Annotated in this window: 14 protein-coding genes and 1 pseudogene; 11 read left to right on the plus strand and 4 right to left on the minus strand. The window is 60.8% G+C overall.

What is annotated here, in order from left to right:
• The first annotated feature begins 70 nt into the window (after positions 1-70).
• The 8 genes and pseudogenes from ACEPAJ_RS01575 (at position 71) to ACEPAJ_RS01610 (ending at position 6,539) form a co-directional block, all read left to right on the plus strand.
• Positions 71-799 carry an energy transducer TonB gene (locus ACEPAJ_RS01575; RefSeq protein WP_425913133.1) on the plus strand — a complete coding sequence of 243 codons (729 nt, stop codon included), beginning with the start codon at positions 71-73 and terminating at the stop codon, positions 797-799.
• 20 nt (positions 800-819) lie between these two features.
• Positions 820-1,890 carry a hemin-degrading factor gene (locus ACEPAJ_RS01580; RefSeq protein ID WP_425913135.1) on the plus strand — a complete coding sequence of 357 codons (1,071 nt, stop codon included), beginning with the start codon at positions 820-822 and terminating at the stop codon, positions 1,888-1,890.
• A gap of 1 nt (position 1,891) precedes the next feature.
• The gene (locus ACEPAJ_RS01585) at positions 1,892-2,533 is read left to right on the plus strand and encodes a MotA/TolQ/ExbB proton channel family protein (protein ID WP_274086170.1); all 642 of its coding nucleotides are present in this window, start codon (positions 1,892-1,894) and stop codon (positions 2,531-2,533) included.
• On the plus strand, positions 2,530-2,961 hold the full coding sequence (locus tag ACEPAJ_RS01590) for an ExbD/TolR family protein (protein WP_397495180.1): 432 nt from the start codon (positions 2,530-2,532) through the stop codon (positions 2,959-2,961). The genes ACEPAJ_RS01585 and ACEPAJ_RS01590 overlap by 4 nt, the downstream gene beginning before the upstream one ends.
• The gene (locus ACEPAJ_RS01595; RefSeq protein WP_425913138.1) at positions 2,948-3,847 is read left to right on the plus strand and encodes a heme/hemin ABC transporter substrate-binding protein; all 900 of its coding nucleotides are present in this window, start codon (positions 2,948-2,950) and stop codon (positions 3,845-3,847) included. Before ACEPAJ_RS01590 ends, ACEPAJ_RS01595 begins: the two co-directional genes overlap by 14 nt.
• Positions 3,844-4,881 (plus strand): FecCD family ABC transporter permease, encoded by a 1,038-nt coding sequence (locus ACEPAJ_RS01600; RefSeq protein WP_425913140.1) that lies wholly within the window; start codon positions 3,844-3,846, stop codon positions 4,879-4,881. The genes ACEPAJ_RS01595 and ACEPAJ_RS01600 overlap by 4 nt, the downstream gene beginning before the upstream one ends.
• Positions 4,881-5,647 (plus strand): annotated as a pseudogene (locus ACEPAJ_RS01605) (heme ABC transporter ATP-binding protein). Before ACEPAJ_RS01600 ends, ACEPAJ_RS01605 begins: the two are co-directional and overlap by 1 nt.
• Before the next feature lie 10 nt (positions 5,648-5,657).
• Positions 5,658-6,539: a ChaN family lipoprotein gene (locus ACEPAJ_RS01610; protein ID WP_425913141.1), complete on the plus strand. Its 882-nt coding sequence runs from the start codon at positions 5,658-5,660 to the stop codon at positions 6,537-6,539.
• Positions 6,540-7,092: 553 nt separating this feature from the next.
• Here the strand turns inward: ACEPAJ_RS01610 and ACEPAJ_RS01615 are convergent.
• From ACEPAJ_RS01615 to ACEPAJ_RS01630, 4 genes are all read right to left on the minus strand, one after another.
• Positions 7,093-7,893, minus strand: a complete 801-nt coding sequence (locus tag ACEPAJ_RS01615) for a Crp/Fnr family transcriptional regulator (RefSeq protein ID WP_274086165.1) — start codon at positions 7,891-7,893, stop codon at positions 7,093-7,095.
• Positions 7,894-7,999: 106 nt separating this feature from the next.
• Complete coding sequence (locus tag ACEPAJ_RS01620; protein WP_425913142.1) at positions 8,000-8,272, minus strand: TfoX/Sxy family protein; 273 nt, start codon at positions 8,270-8,272, stop codon at positions 8,000-8,002.
• A 168-nt stretch (positions 8,273-8,440) separates the two neighbouring features.
• Positions 8,441-8,785 (minus strand): pentapeptide repeat-containing protein, encoded by a 345-nt coding sequence (locus ACEPAJ_RS01625; RefSeq protein WP_425913143.1) that lies wholly within the window; start codon positions 8,783-8,785, stop codon positions 8,441-8,443.
• An 84-nt stretch (positions 8,786-8,869) separates the two neighbouring features.
• Positions 8,870-10,432: an AAA family ATPase gene (locus ACEPAJ_RS01630; RefSeq protein WP_425913145.1), complete on the minus strand. Its 1,563-nt coding sequence runs from the start codon at positions 10,430-10,432 to the stop codon at positions 8,870-8,872.
• Positions 10,433-10,549: 117 nt separating this feature from the next.
• Here ACEPAJ_RS01630 and mrcB point away from each other — a divergent pair, with 117 nt between their 5' ends.
• Genes mrcB through ACEPAJ_RS01645 form a run of 3 tightly spaced genes read left to right on the plus strand, consistent with a single transcriptional unit; the run spans position 10,550 to position 13,911 of the window.
• Positions 10,550-12,868, plus strand: a complete 2,319-nt coding sequence (mrcB, locus tag ACEPAJ_RS01635) for a penicillin-binding protein 1B (RefSeq protein WP_425913146.1) — start codon at positions 10,550-10,552, stop codon at positions 12,866-12,868.
• A gap of 15 nt (positions 12,869-12,883) precedes the next feature.
• On the plus strand, positions 12,884-13,582 hold the full coding sequence (locus tag ACEPAJ_RS01640; protein WP_425913148.1) for a tetratricopeptide repeat protein: 699 nt from the start codon (positions 12,884-12,886) through the stop codon (positions 13,580-13,582).
• Positions 13,582-13,911 carry a YqcC family protein gene (locus ACEPAJ_RS01645; RefSeq protein ID WP_322949150.1) on the plus strand — a complete coding sequence of 110 codons (330 nt, stop codon included), beginning with the start codon at positions 13,582-13,584 and terminating at the stop codon, positions 13,909-13,911. Before ACEPAJ_RS01640 ends, ACEPAJ_RS01645 begins: the two co-directional genes overlap by 1 nt.
• Positions 13,912-13,923 lie beyond the last annotated feature (12 nt).

A 13,923-nucleotide genomic window follows, 5' to 3' on the forward strand; every position in this document is an offset into this window, starting at 1 on the left:
CTAAACGACATTGACATTCGAATGCAAATAATTATCAAATAGATTTAATTCGAGCTAACCGAGTATCCGCATGCTGCGTTTGTCGTTGTTCTTGTTGCTGTCATTGGCGCTGCATAGCGCCGGTTGGCTGCTGCATGGCGAGCAGCAGCCACCTGCTTTGAACGCGGCGCAAACCCATCAAGCGCCTCAGGTGTTACGCCTGGCTGCAGTGCTGCAACAGGCCGCGCCGGCAGCGGCCAAGCTGCCAGAGCAACCGCAACCGCAACCGCAACCGCAACTGCAACCGCAACTGCAACCGCAACGCCAGATGGTCGTGCCTAGAAAGGCGCCGGCGCCTAAGCCTGTCGTGCGGACGCCAGTGACCAAGGCAAAGCCAGCGGTAGTGGCACAGCCAACTCAAAACCAGCCCCTGCAAGCGCAGCCAGCCGAGACAACCCGTCAGTCTGCTGTGGTGACCGGCTCAGCTCAGTTCGCGCCCACCAAGCAGGTTGCCGCGCAACCGGCCGCTGAAGTGTTCAGCGCTAAACCGAGCTTTCGTGAGCCGCCACGCCAGCCTAGCTACCCGTCCCAGGCGCGGCGGCGTAATCAGCAGGGTGTGGTGCTGGTCGAGGTGCGTCTGGATGAGCGCGGCCAGCAACGCAGCCTGAACGTACTGCGCTCTTCGGGCGTGGAGAGTCTTGATCGCGCCGCCCTGGAGGCGGTTGCCAAGTGGCGCTTTCGCCCCGAAACCACCGGCGGTCAGGCTGTGCCTAGCCGTGTACAGATCCCTATTCAGTTCGCTTTGACCGCGAGCCGTTGATAAATCACTGAGGAGTTTCCATGAGCACACACGCCCAATCCGTCGCGCCCACCAATGATCTGTATCTAGCCTGGCAGGTGCTGCGCAGCGAGCAGCCACGCCTGCGTGCCCGCGATGCCGCCGAACGTCTGGCCGTCAGCGAGGCCGAACTGGTGGCCAGCCGCCTCGATGTCGATGCGGTGCGTCTGCAGCCGGATTGGGCGCAGTTGCTGCCGGCACTGGGCGAGCTGGGTTATGTGATGGCGCTGACCCGTAACGAGCATTGCGTGCATGAGCGCAAAGGTTATTACCGTGAAGTAACGGTTACCGCTAATGGCCAGATGGGCCTGGTGGTCTCGGCCGATATCGACCTGCGCCTGTTCCTCGGTGGCTGGGCCAGTGTGTTTGCCATCGAGGAGCAAACCGGCAAAGGCACCCAGCGCAGCATTCAGGTGTTCGACCGTCAGGGCACTGCGGTGCATAAGGTCTTTCTCACCGAGGACAGTCAGCTAAGTGCCTGGGGGCCGCTGCTGGAGCGTTTGCGTATGGCTGAGCAGAGCGCCGAACTGGAGCTGATGCCTTTGCCCCAGGCGCAGCCGGCGCAAGCCGATGCCCAGGTGGATGTGAATGCATTGCGCGTGGGCTGGTCGACCCTCAAAGACACTCACCACTTCTTTGCCCTGCTGAAAAAACACGGCACCACCCGCACCCAGGCCCTGCGCCTGGCGGGGCGCGAATGGGCCGAGCCAGTGGATGTGCGCGAGCTGCCGAAACTGCTGGAGCAGGCTGGTGCGCGTGAAGTGCCGATTATGGTGTTTGTCGGCAATCGCCACTGCATCCAAATTCACTCCGGCCCGGTGCGCAACCTGCGCTGGATGGACACCTGGTTCAACGTGCTCGACCCTGAGTTCAATCTGCACCTGCAGACCACGGGCGTGACCGAACTGTGGCGGGTGCGCAAGCCGAGCAGCGATAGCGTGATCACCAGCTGGGAAGCCTTCGATGCCCATGGCGAGCTTGTGGTGCAGCTGTTTGGCGCGCGCAAACCGGGCATCCCTGAGCGCGAAGACTGGCGCGCCCTGGCCGAAAGCGCTGCCGCGCTGGAGTGCTGAAATGAGCCAGTGGTGGAGTGCGATGGGGCCGCTGGGCTGGCCGCTGGCGCTGTGTTCGCTGCTGGCGCTGGCGCTGATACTTGAGCGTCTCAGTGTTTTTCTGCGTTTGCAGCCGCTGAGCACTGCCGCCGGGCGTGCGGCAGTCAGCGCCTGTCGCACCTGTGAGCGAGAGCACTGCAAAGGCCGTGCGCGCGGTTGGCGCTATGGCCTGGCGTTGCTGCTCAAACACAGCGCTCTGCCGGCCGTGCAGCGTGAAGAGCTATTAGGTTGCTGGCTGCTGGAGGAGCGTCAGCGCCTCAATCGGCAGCTGCGCTTGCTGCAGCTGATCGGCATGTTGGCGCCCATGCTCGGCTTGCTCGGCACGGTGCTGGGCATGCTCGAGATGTTTGCCAATATTGCCGGGCAGAACAGCCCGGTAACCCCCGCGTTGCTTGCCGATGGTTTGTGGCAGGCGCTGTACACCACCGTCTGGGGTTTGCTGATTGCAATCCCCGCGTTGGCGGCGGGGCAGGGCTTTGCCTTGTGGGCCGAGCGCTATCTGGAAGGTGTGCAAGCGCTGCTCAATCGCTGTCAGTTGGCGTTGGACGGACTGGAGCTGGAACTGACCGGTAGCCCATTGGCTAACCAGTGGGTGTTGCCATGATTCGTCTGCCCGCGGCCAGCAGCTCCCAGAGCAATCTGTTGCCCGATCTGACGCCGCTGCTCGATGTGATTTTTATCGTGCTGGTGTTCTTTCTGCTGACTGCGCAAACGCCACTGCTGGAGCTGCCCTTGCAGTTGCCGCAGAGTCGCGAGGCGTTGCCCACGGCGAGTGCCGGCAGTGGCGAGCGCATGCAAATACAACTCTCCGCTGACGGGGCTTGGCGCTTTAACGGCGCGCAGCAGGCGGATTTCAGCGCGCTGCGCACTGAACTGAGCGAAGCCTTTGCCGCCGACAACACGGCAGGCTTGGATCTGGCACTGGATCGTCAGGCGCCACTGTCGGCATTTCTCGATCTGATGGCCTTGCTGCAACAGCAGGGCATTCAGGACAGTCGCATTCTTCTAGAGGCCAATCATGAAACGCCTTAATACTCTGCTCGCCTTCTGCGCGAGCCTGTTGTCCTGTGCCTCGTTAATGGCCGCCGAGCCATTGCCGCAACGCTGGATCAGCTCCGGCGGCTCGCTCAGTGAGTGGGTGGTGGCGCTAGGCGGCGAAAGCCGTCTGGTGGGAGTGGACAGCACCAGTCAGCATCCGCAGTCGCTGCGCGAGTTACCGAGCATCGGCTATCAACGTCAGCTGGCGGCCGAGGGCATGCTGACGCTGCGCCCGGATGTACTTATCGGCAGTGAGGAAATGGGCCCGCCGCCGGTGCTGGCGCAATTGCGCGGCGCCGGTGTGCGGGTGGAAATGCTCTCGTCCAAGGCGGAGCTGACCAGCTTGCAGGACAACCTGGCGCGTATCAGCACGTTGTTGGGCGAGCCTGCGCGCGGTGCTCACGTGTTTGCTGCCTATCAGCAGCGCTTGCAGCAGCAGGCCGACTGGCTGGTGACTGCACAGCGTCAGCAGGCGGCGCCGGGAGTGTTGCTGTTGCTCGGACATGCCGGTGGTAGCCCGATGGCGGGCGGTAAGGACACCTCGGCCGATTGGCTGATCGAGCGCGCCGGCGGGCGCAATCTGGCCAGCCATAGCGGTTACAAGGCGCTGTCCACCGAAGCCTTGTTGGCGCTTGATCCGGAGGTGGTGATCATTGCTGATCGCAGTCTTTCCGGTGCTGCCGCGCGTGAGGCGCTGTTGCAGCAGAATCCCGCGCTGGCAGCGACCCGGGCGGCGCGCAATCAACGTTTGTTGATGCTTGACCCGACGCTGCTGGTCGGCGGTCTCGGCCCGCGTTTACCGGATGGGCTGGCGGCCTTGTCCGCAGCCTTTTATCCTGCCAGCCAACCTCTGGTCGCCGAAGCTAAGCCAACGCCATGAATCCTGTTATTCGTCCGCGCTCACTGTTTATCGCACTGAGCCTGCTGCTGGCGCTCGCGCTCTGGTTATCCCTGGCGCTGGGGCCGGTCAGCCTGCCGCTGCTGGATACCTTCAAGGCGGCGTTGCGCCTGCTTGGCCTGGCGCAAGCGGGTGATGACCTTGCCCAGGCCGAACTGATCCTTGGTCAGATTCGTCTGCCGCGTACGCTGCTGGGGTTGCTGGTTGGCGCGGTGTTGGCGTTGTGTGGGGTGGCGATGCAGGGGCTGTTTCGCAACCCGCTGGCCGATCCCGGCCTGATCGGCGTATCCAGCGGCGCGGCCCTCGGCGCGTCGATTGCGATTGTCGGCGGCGCGGCCCTTGGTGGTTTGCCGGAAGCCTTTGCCCCTTATCTGTTGTCGCTGTTTGCCTTTATCGGCGGCCTTGGCGTGACGGCGCTGGTCTATCGCCTGGGCCGGCGTGATGGTGAAACTAATGTGGCGACCATGCTCCTGGCCGGTATCGCGCTGACCGCATTGGCCGGCGCGGCCATCGGTCTGTTCACCTATCTGGCCGATGACGCCACCTTGCGTACTCTGACGTTCTGGAACCTGGGCAGCCTGAATGGCGCTAGCTACGCGCGTCTGTGGCCGCTGCTGCTGGTCACGGCCGCCGTGGCGCTGTGGTTACCGCGTCGAGCCAAGGCGCTGAATGCCTTGCTGCTGGGCGAGTCCGAGGCGCGACATTTGGGCTTTGCGGTTGAGCGAATCAAGGCCGAGCTGGTGTTCTGCACTGCTCTGGGTGTCGGCGCAGCAGTGGCTGCGGCGGGGATGATCGGCTTTATCGGCCTGGTCGTGCCGCATCTGGTGCGCCTGCTGGTCGGGCCGGATCATCGCGTGCTGTTGCCGGCCTCAGCTCTCGCGGGTGCCAGCCTATTACTGCTGGCGGATCTGGCGGCGCGACTGGTGCTGGCTCCGGCCGAGTTACCGATTGGTATCGTCACGGCGCTGATTGGCGCGCCGTTCTTCCTCTATCTGTTATTGCGAGGGCGTACCTGATGCTGCGCGCGGAAAATCTGGCGGTACAGCGCGGCCCGTGCACGGTGTTGGCAGATATCAACCTGGAGTTGCGTCCGGGCGAAGTGCTCGGCGTACTGGGCCCAATGGCGCCGGCAAGAGCACCTTGCTCGGTGCGTTGTGTGGTGAGCTGCAGCCGAGCCACGGCGATGTCTGGCTGGATCAGCGACGGCTGCAGGACTGGCCGGGCAGTGAGCGCGCGCAACGCCTGGCGGTATTGCCGCAGACCTCGACGTTAAACTTCGCCTTTCGTGTGGAGGAAGTGGTGGCAATGGGCCGTTTGCCCCATGCCAGCGGCCAGCTAAAAGATGTGCAGATCATCAAGCAGGCGTTGGAGGCGGCCGATGCGTTACACCTGGCCGGGCGCAGTTACCTGGCGTTATCCGGCGGCGAGCGTCAGCGCGTGCACCTGGCGCGGGTGCTGGCGCAGCTCTGGCCCGGTGGTGAGGGGCAGATGTTGCTGCTCGATGAGCCGACCTCAATGCTCGATCCGCTGCATCAGCACACCACGCTGCAGGCCACGCGCGCCTTTGTTGAGCAGGGTGCTGCTGTGCTGGTAATCCTGCATGACCTTAATCTCGCTGCGCGCTACTGTGATCGCCTGTTGCTACTGGAGCGCGGTCGACCGCATGTGCTGGGCAGCCCCGAGCAGGTGCTGCGTGCCGAACCGCTGCAGGCGGTATTCGGGCTGGAGGTGCTGGTGCAGCAGCACCCAGAACGCGGTCATCCATTAATCATTGCCCGTTAAGGTCCTATTTATGCGTTGTGCGTTATTGCTGGTTGTCGCGCTGTTGAGTGCTTGCCAGGCCATGTTGCCGGCGTTACCGGCCTGGCAAAGCCCTGAAGGTGTGCAGCATGCCGAGCTGGGGCAGATTGTCGAGTTGCGTACTGGCGCGCAGCTGACCCCGGCGCAGTTGCTTGAGCGCCTGGCCGCTGCGCCCACGGTGCTGGTCGGTGAACGGCATGACAATCCCGATCACCACGCGCTGCAACTCTGGCTGTTGCGTGCCCTGGCAGCGCAGCGCCCGCAGGGCAGCCTGCTGTTGGAAATGCTGACGCCGGATCAGCAGGTCAAGGTGGATCAAGTGCGCGCCGCTATCGCTGCCGGTCAGGCGCCGCAGAACATGCTCGATGCCCTGGCCTGGCAGCCGGGCTGGGCCTGGTCGCTGTACGGGCCGCTGGTGCAGCATGCGCTGCGTCAGCCTTATCCGCTGCTGGCAGCCAACCTCGAACGGCGCGAAATCATGCAGATCTATACCCAGGTGCCGCAGCTGCAAGGCCAGGCCTCCACCGCTCAACCGGTGCGCGAGGCGTTGTTCAAGCAGATTCGTCAATCGCACTGCGACATGCTGCCGGAAAGCCAGCTGCTCGCGATGTTGGCTGTTCAGCAGCAACGTGACCGGCGCATAGCTGAAGCGCTGATCGCGGCACCTGCGCCGAGCCTGCTGTTTGCCGGGGCTTTCCATGTGCGCCGCGATCTTGGCGTGCCACTGCATCTGCAAGACTTGCACGCAGATCAGGGCTTGCAGGTACTGATCCTGGCGGAGTCTGGCAGTGCGGTCAGCGCCACCTCTGCCGATTACGCCTGGTATACACCGCCGCGACCTGAGCAGGACCACTGCGCCCAACTGCGCCCCTAGCCTATCTCCCTGCGGCTGAGCAGCTAGCTTGCGGTTTTTACCGGGGCCTAACGCTGCCAGTCGCTGCCCACACCCTTACGTCAACGCCTTAGCAAGGCGCGATAGGCGCACCCGCCTGTCGCTGTTCAGTCGCGGCTATTGCTGAGCAGTAATCCAGGGCCGGGTGAGCCAACCCTCAATATGCCGGAGTGACTGGCGTAGGTCGGTGAGAGTGCTGGGGCATATCCCCTAAGTTAGAACGGCGGGCGCGATATCTTAAAGTGCGCGGCGATGCTCCCGACGGGGTGGTTGGCATGGATGGCAGGGCAAAAAAAGACCCGGCAAGAGCCGGGTCAATAACCGTGATTAGCCTGATGAGGAGATAATCTGAAGAGGACGACTGAAGGTCTCTTAAGCTTATCGGCTGATCTCGCGACCAGTTGTGATAATAATAACAATTCTCATTTTCAAGTCAACACCTTCAAGTAAACTTTCTCTTGGCTTATTGAGTGCGTGCTCGCCCCATAAAAAACAACCCGACACGAGGTCGGGTTGTTTGTGCGGTTTGAAAGTATTAAGGCGTATCGGCCGGTAAACGCAGCTGCGTGACTTCCTTGTTGAGCAGGTCGATACGCTTGGCCATGCTCTCGATCAAGCTGTGGGCAATCCTGGGATTGCTCTGCATGAGGCTGAGGAACTGCTCCTTGGGAATCACCATTACCGTGCAGGGCTCGCTGGCCAATACGGTAGCGCTGCGCCTTTCGCGGGTGAACACCGCCATGGCACCAAAGATTTCATCCTTCTGCACATCACCGACCCTATGCCCGTCGACGTAGGCTTCGGCATGGCCCTCGATGATGATGAATACGTTATCAGCGATGTCGCCCTGATGGATCAGCTCTTCACCAGCGGCAAAGTGCTGGAAGCCAGTGGAGGGGCGAATTTCGGGTTGCTTCAGGCGCGCTAACGCATCAGACAGCAGTGCGGTATGGCCGATCAGGTACTGAAGAAACAGTTCCTGGCGTTGTTCGTCGGCATAAATATGTTTGAACACCTCACTGCGCGAGTAGGGGATCAGGCTCAATTGTTCTTCGCTGCTGTAACGGCAGCTGGGCATATCCAGGCCCTGGCGCAGACCAACCAAGTCACCTTCTTGCAAGTAAAACAACGGGCGTTCATCGACGACTGCATGTAACAGGCCATTTTCGATGATAAAAAGTTGATTGCCAGGCAGGGCCTTGGCGAGGTCTTCAGCTTGTTCCAGTCGCAAAGGCGGCCCAGCAGGTGCAAGCCCATCGAGCAATTGAGTGGGGATGCTTTGTAGTCGGTTGATCAGCTGATCGGCGTAGGCCGGTTGCTCCCCGAGTAAGTACATGAGCGAATTTCCTTGAACTGGCTGGGCATACTAAACCGCACGAACGTCCCTAAAACAATAGTGCCCAGCGCGCCTCAGGTAAATCAAAAGCCTGAGAGGTTGTGAGCTAGCTCTTGTTGTTATGTGCAGTTTCATCGAGCTGGTCATTTAGTTCGGCCTTGTGGCCAGGCGGCAGCTCGTTCCAGTGTACATCCAACAGTGCGCCTTCAATTGCGTAAAGCAGCACTTTAGAGGCCCTAAACCCCCGCGCGCGTACAGCTCGATAGGCGCTGACTGCGCCCAGTCGGCGCAGGTCGTTGGCGCTGTGAATGCCAACTGCGTGTAGCCACTGGGCCGAAGTTTTGCCGAGGTTTTTCAAATGTTGCAGTTCATCGTTCATCAAGCCTCCTTGCGCTGCTAGGCAGTTGTGCGGATGGCGTCAGTGTGGCGTGCTTGCAGGAAAGTGTAGCGGTCAGCCGGTAAAGTGTGGCTATTTGGCATCCCCTTAGGCGGTGCCCTTAGGCATGCAATAGCGTTAGCCGAGGCGGCTCTGGATGGCCGGCGCGTCTCAGCGGGTGTTGTAGCACAGGCGAGTGCCAAAATTGACCGACATAAGAATCTCGTCAGCCGTCAGTGCAGCAGGGAAGTAGGCGCCGGATATCTGCGCATGAGCCAGGCTGGCGCCTTCGAGTTGAGCGTCGCGCAAGTCTAGGCCGCGTAAGTCGGTGCCGCGGAAGTAGGCATTGGTGAAGTTGATACCGTGTGCATCCAGTGCACGTAGGTCGAGCCCGCGAAAATCACCATCGCTCAGATCGACGACAGTGTCTTTGGGTTTCTGGGTATTGAAGGCAGAGATATTTTCGTTGTGGATAAGGACATACAGCGGGTTGTCCAATTGCCTGGGCTGACTCATGGGGCGTCTCCATGTCGGGTATCCCCAGTATAGAAGCCGCGGCGCGCTCTGCTCGCGCCGCAACTAAATCGCCCGGTCAGATCTTTACAGGTTGGGCAGGCGCTGACGGATACGCGCAATCAGGGTATCCAAGCTGGCGCTTTCGTGGGTGTCGACACGTTTGCTCTGCAGGAGTTCTTCTGCGCTGAGCGGTTCGCGACTGGCTTGCTGGGCACGTACGACCTCCATGGTGGCGTCGGACGGATCAGTGCCTGCGGCCTTACGTTGCTCAAGCCAGCTGGCGATGATTTCATCGGGTGCGCAGCATTCCAAAATCACGAAAGGCGCACCGCACGCTTCGGCAACCTGGCTGGCAGCCTCACGTTGAGCTTGTTTGAGGTAGGTGGCGTCAATGACGACGGGGAAGCCAGCACGCAGCGCTGCTTCGGCAAGTTGGTGGAGGCGTTGGTAGGTGGCTGCACTGGCGTCCTGGGTGTAGATGCCGGCACTGAGCTTGCCGAGGTCGGCATCCTGTTGTTCACCGAACAGGCGTTTACGCTCCACATCCGAGCGCAGGCGAATAGCCCCAAGGGCTTCGACCAGGCGCATGGCCACATGGCTTTTGCCAACCGCCGAAACCCCGTGGGTGATGGCCAGGAAACTGGACGGGATGGCGCTGTAGCTTTCCGCCAGGTTGGCATAGTTACGGTATTGGCGCAGGGTTACAGCCTTTTGCACGGCATCGGTCTGATGGGCCAGGCTAAACAGTGCAACTTTGGCGCGCACCAATGCACGGTAGGCTTTGTAGAAATTCAGCAGTTCCAGCGCTGCGTAGTCGCCTGTGTGCTCCAGCCAGGCATTGATAAAGCGCCAGGCATGCGCCTTGAGGCCTCGGTCTTCCAGGTCCATCGCAAGGAAGGCGGCGTCTAGGGCGATATCGATCAGGCGGAACGGCTCATTAAATTCGATGCAGTCGAACAGCACCACCTGATCATCCAGCAGAGTGGCGTTGCCCAGGTGAATATCGCCATGGCATTCGCGGATCGAACCGTTCGCCGCACGCGCGGCCAGCAGCGGCTCGAGGCGCGTGTAGTTAGCTTCGGTCCAAGCTTCTAATGCTTCGAGTTGCTGCAGGTCGGCTGCATCCTTGAGCATGGGGCGGATTTGTTCGAAGTTCTGCCGCATCGGCGCAACAATTGCCTCAGGCGCACACAGCGCATGATCGGCTGCTACCGCAGGCGTTGCCGCATGGAAGTCGGCAATCTGTTTGGCCAGCGCGTCGATATGCGCTTCGCTCAGTTCGCCGCGTGCCTGTACATCACTGAGCAATTGGCTTTGCGGGAATTGACGCATCTTCAGTGCGTATTCAATGGCCGGGCCGCTGCCGTCGAGTTGCGGTGCTTCGGCGCTGCCGCTGATCGGCAACACTTCCAGATAAAGGCCTTGAGTCAGGCGCTGATTGAGGCGTAACTCTTCCTTGCAGAAGTGCTCACGTGCGCTCAGCTCGGTGAAGTCGAGAAAGCCGAAGTTCACGGGCTTCTTGATCTTGTAAGCGAAAGGGCCAGTGAGCACCACCCAGGAAATGTGGGTTTCGATGACCTGGAACTGCTCTACTGGGTGAGGGTAGAGGGCCGGGTTCTGCAGTGCGGCGATCAGAGCTTGGCTCACGGGCGATCCTTGGCGTTGTACTGAATAAGAGGCGGCCATTATGGACGCTCAACGCCCGTCTGCAAACCGCAGCTACGCCCTGCTGGCAAGTGGACAAAGTGCGTATAATGCCGCGCCATGACTCGTACCCGATCTTCTCGTTCCCGTTCTAAACGCCGTTCTAGCGGTATGCGCCCTTGGTTGGGCTGGGCTATCAAGCTCAGCCTGGTTGGTCTGGTGGTGCTCGCCGTGTTTGCGGTTTACCTCGATGCTGTGGTGCAGGAGAAATTCTCCGGCAAGCGCTGGACTGTGCCCGCCAAAGTCTATGCCAGGCCCCTGGAGTTGTTCGTTGGGCAGAAATTAGCCAAGACTGACTTTCTCAAAGAGTTGGATGCCCTGGGGTATCGCCGTGAGGGCGCGGTAAGTGGCCCTGGTGGCGTTTCGATCGCAGGCAACAACATTGAATTGTTTTCGCGTGGCTTCCAGTTTTATGAAAGCAACGAACCCTCGCAGCGTGTCCGTGTGCGTTTTTCGGGTGATTACGTCGCCGGTCTGACTCAGGCCGGCGGGGGCAACTTGGCGGTGGCGCGTCTTGAACCGCTCTTAATTGGCGGTCTTTATCCTGCGCACCAGGAGGATCGCGTCCTGATCAAGATCGATCAGGTGCCGCCTTATCTAGTGGAAACCTTGGTGGCGATTGAAGACCGTGAGTTCTTCAACCACTTTGGTGTGTCGCCCAAGGGCATTGCGCGTGCCGTGTGGATCAACGCGACCGCCGGGCAGTTGCGCCAGGGCGGCAGTACCCTGACCCAGCAGCTGGTGAAAAACTTCTACCTGACCAACGAGCGCAGCCTGTCGCGCAAGGCGACTGAAGCCATGATGGCGGTGTTGCTAGAGCTGCATTACGAAAAAAAGGACATTCTCGAGGCGTACCTCAATGAGGTGTTCTTGGGACAAGACGGCCAGCGTGCGGTGCACGGCTTTGGCCTCGCCAGTCAGTACTTCTTCAGTCAGCCGTTGTCCGAGCTAAAGCTCGACCAGGTGGCACTGCTGGTGGGTATGGTCAAAGGGCCTACTTACTACAACCCGCGGCGCAACCCAGAACGCGCGTTGGAACGGCGTAATCTGGTGCTCGATGTACTGGCCGAGCAGGGCGTGGCCAGCGCGGCAGAGGTGGCCGCAGCGAAACAGAAGCCATTGGGAATAACCCAGCGCGGTACGCTGGCGGACAGCTCTTTCCCAGCCTTCCTTGATCTGGTCAAGCGTCAGTTGCGTGAGGATTATCAGGAACAGGATCTGACTGAAGAAGGCCTGCGTATCTTTACCAGTTTCGACCCGATTATGCAGCTCAAGGCAGAAAGCGCCTTGGCCGACACCTTAAAGCGCCTGTCCGGGCGTAAGGGTGTGGACCAGGTCGAGGCCGGAATGGTGGTGACCAGCCCGGAAAGTGGTGAGGTGCAAGCCATTATTGGCAGTCGCCAGCCGCGCTTTGCTGGGTTCAACCGGGCGCTGGATGCGGTGCGGCCGATTGGTTCGTTGATCAAACCGGCTATTTACCTGACGGCATTGGAGCGGCCAAGCCAGTACACCTTGACCAGCCTGATCGAAGATCAGCCGTTCTCTATCAAGGGCCAGGACGGTCAGGTCTGGAAACCGCAGAACTACGACCGCAAGGCTCATGGCACGATTTACCTGTATCAGGGCTTGGTTAACTCCTACAACCTGTCGACCGCCAAACTCGGCCTGGAACTCGGTGTGCCGGAGGTCTTGAAGACGCTGGACCGTTTGGGCGTTGAGCAAAAGTGGCCCGCCTATCCGTCGATGCTGCTGGGGGCGGGTGGGCTGAGCCCGCTGAACGTGGCGAACATGTACCAGACGTTGGCCAATGGTGGCTTCAATACGCCATTGCGCGGTATTCGTAACGTATTAACGGCCGAAGGTGAGCCGCTCAAGCGTTACCCCTTCCAGATACAGCAGCGTTTCGACAGCGGCGCGATTTATCTGCTGCAGAACGCCATGCAGCGCACGATGTCTGAGGGTACAGGGCGCTCGGTCTATAACCAGCTGCCGCGCTCTCTGGCATTGGCGGGCAAGACCGGGACCAGTAACGACTCGCGTGACAGCTGGTTTGCGGGGTTCAGTCAGGATGTCTTGGCCGTAGTCTGGTTGGGGCGTGATGACAATGGGCCGACTCCGCTGACGGGTGCGACGGGTGCACTGCAGGTGTGGGCAGACTTTATGCGCAAGGCTGACCCGCTACCGCTGGATATGCCAGTACCGGATAACGTGGTGCTCGCTTGGGTCGATGCCAGCAGCGGTCAGGGCACTGATCCGAGTTGCCCGAATGCAGTACAGATGCCGTATATTCGCGGCAGTCAGCCCGTTGCGGGTCCGGCCTGTGGTATTCAAGCACCGGTCAATGAAGTGATGGATTGGGTACGCGGCTGGTTGGATTAAGTGAGAGGGTTTGACGTGAATAAGTGGTTGATTCCAGCTGTAACGGCTTCGCTGGTGCTGGCAGGTTGCAGCACTGTGCCACGCGGCTCGATTCCAGTAGTCGATGGCGGTTCGTCGATTGGTAGCGCGCAGTCAGGCACGCCCGGCGGTTACGGCAATCAGAGCGCTCAGCCACAGGCGTTGCCCGAAGATTCTGGCGTCGTGGTGATGGTGCCGGGCGGTGGTGGCAGCTCCATGCCGATTCAGTCGTTCCCGGCAGGCAATGCTCCGCTGGAGACGACTATTAGCACCCAGCCATGGAGTGCCACCCCGCCAGCTACCTCGCAAGGTGGCTTTGTGGCGCCGACACCGAGCGGTATTCCAAGCGGTGGGTTGGCTATGGATGAGCAGCTGGATGGGCCGGTGCTGGCCTTGTTGACGACAGCGCAGCAGCAGCAGGGCGGTGGTGACCTAAATGGAGCCGCCTCTAGCCTGGAGCGTGCTCAGCGTATTGCACCGCGTGAACCGCAGGTGCTCTATCGCCTGGCGGAAGTGCGTCTGGCTCAGGGGGATGCGTCACAGGCCGAGCAGTTCGCCCGGCGTGGCCTGAGTTACGCCAGTGGCCGTCCTGCATTGCAGGCCAGTCTATGGAATCTCATCGCCCAGGCCCGTGAACGTCAAGGTGATGCAGCAGGTGCTGCTCAGGCGCGTGAGCAGGCGCGAGTGAGCCTCTGATGGATGCGCGTACGCCTGTGGTGGCGGAGCAGTTACTGCTGATTGAGCGTGAGTTGCGGCTGCAGGGCTGGTGGGACGCGCAAGCGCCTGATGCGCAGGCGTTGTCCAGTCAACTGCCATTCAGTGTCGATACGCTGGCGTTCGAGCAGTGGCTGCAATGGATATTTCTACCGCGGATGAAGCAGCTGCTGGAGGCTGGAGCGCAGCTACCCAGTGTTTCTGGTATTCAGTCGATGGCGGAGCAGGTGTATGACGGGCAGCCTGATAAGGCCAGAGGGTTGATCAAACTTTTGGGTGAGTTCGATCAGCTGATCGTTGGCGCGACCTGAGCCGCGCCACTT

Origin of the sequence: Pseudomonas sp. GWSMS-1, from assembly GCF_049847425.1 — a bacterium.
In the GTDB taxonomy this organism is placed as follows: Bacteria; Pseudomonadota; Gammaproteobacteria; order Pseudomonadales; family Pseudomonadaceae; genus Aquipseudomonas.

Bases quoted from the DNA above. Each gene is read 5' to 3' on its own strand.
- ACEPAJ_RS01575 (WP_425913133.1), top strand. From the start codon at position 71: ATGCTGCGTTTGTCGTTGTTCTTGTTGCTGTCATTGGCGCTGCATAGC.
- ACEPAJ_RS01580 (WP_425913135.1), top strand. From the start codon at position 820: ATGAGCACACACGCCCAATCCGTCGCGCCCACCAATGATCTGTATCTA.
- ACEPAJ_RS01585 (WP_274086170.1), top strand. From the start codon at position 1,892: ATGAGCCAGTGGTGGAGTGCGATGGGGCCGCTGGGCTGGCCGCTGGCG.
- ACEPAJ_RS01590 (WP_397495180.1), top strand. From the start codon at position 2,530: ATGATTCGTCTGCCCGCGGCCAGCAGCTCCCAGAGCAATCTGTTGCCC.
- ACEPAJ_RS01595 (WP_425913138.1), top strand. From the start codon at position 2,948: ATGAAACGCCTTAATACTCTGCTCGCCTTCTGCGCGAGCCTGTTGTCC.
- ACEPAJ_RS01600 (WP_425913140.1), top strand. From the start codon at position 3,844: ATGAATCCTGTTATTCGTCCGCGCTCACTGTTTATCGCACTGAGCCTG.
- ACEPAJ_RS01610 (WP_425913141.1), top strand. From the start codon at position 5,658: ATGCGTTGTGCGTTATTGCTGGTTGTCGCGCTGTTGAGTGCTTGCCAG.
- ACEPAJ_RS01615 (WP_274086165.1), bottom strand. From the start codon at position 7,893: ATGTACTTACTCGGGGAGCAACCGGCCTACGCCGATCAGCTGATCAAC.
- ACEPAJ_RS01620 (WP_425913142.1), bottom strand. From the start codon at position 8,272: ATGAACGATGAACTGCAACATTTGAAAAACCTCGGCAAAACTTCGGCC.
- ACEPAJ_RS01625 (WP_425913143.1), bottom strand. From the start codon at position 8,785: ATGAGTCAGCCCAGGCAATTGGACAACCCGCTGTATGTCCTTATCCAC.
- mrcB (WP_425913146.1), top strand. From the start codon at position 10,550: ATGACTCGTACCCGATCTTCTCGTTCCCGTTCTAAACGCCGTTCTAGC.
- ACEPAJ_RS01645 (WP_322949150.1), top strand. From the start codon at position 13,582: ATGGATGCGCGTACGCCTGTGGTGGCGGAGCAGTTACTGCTGATTGAG.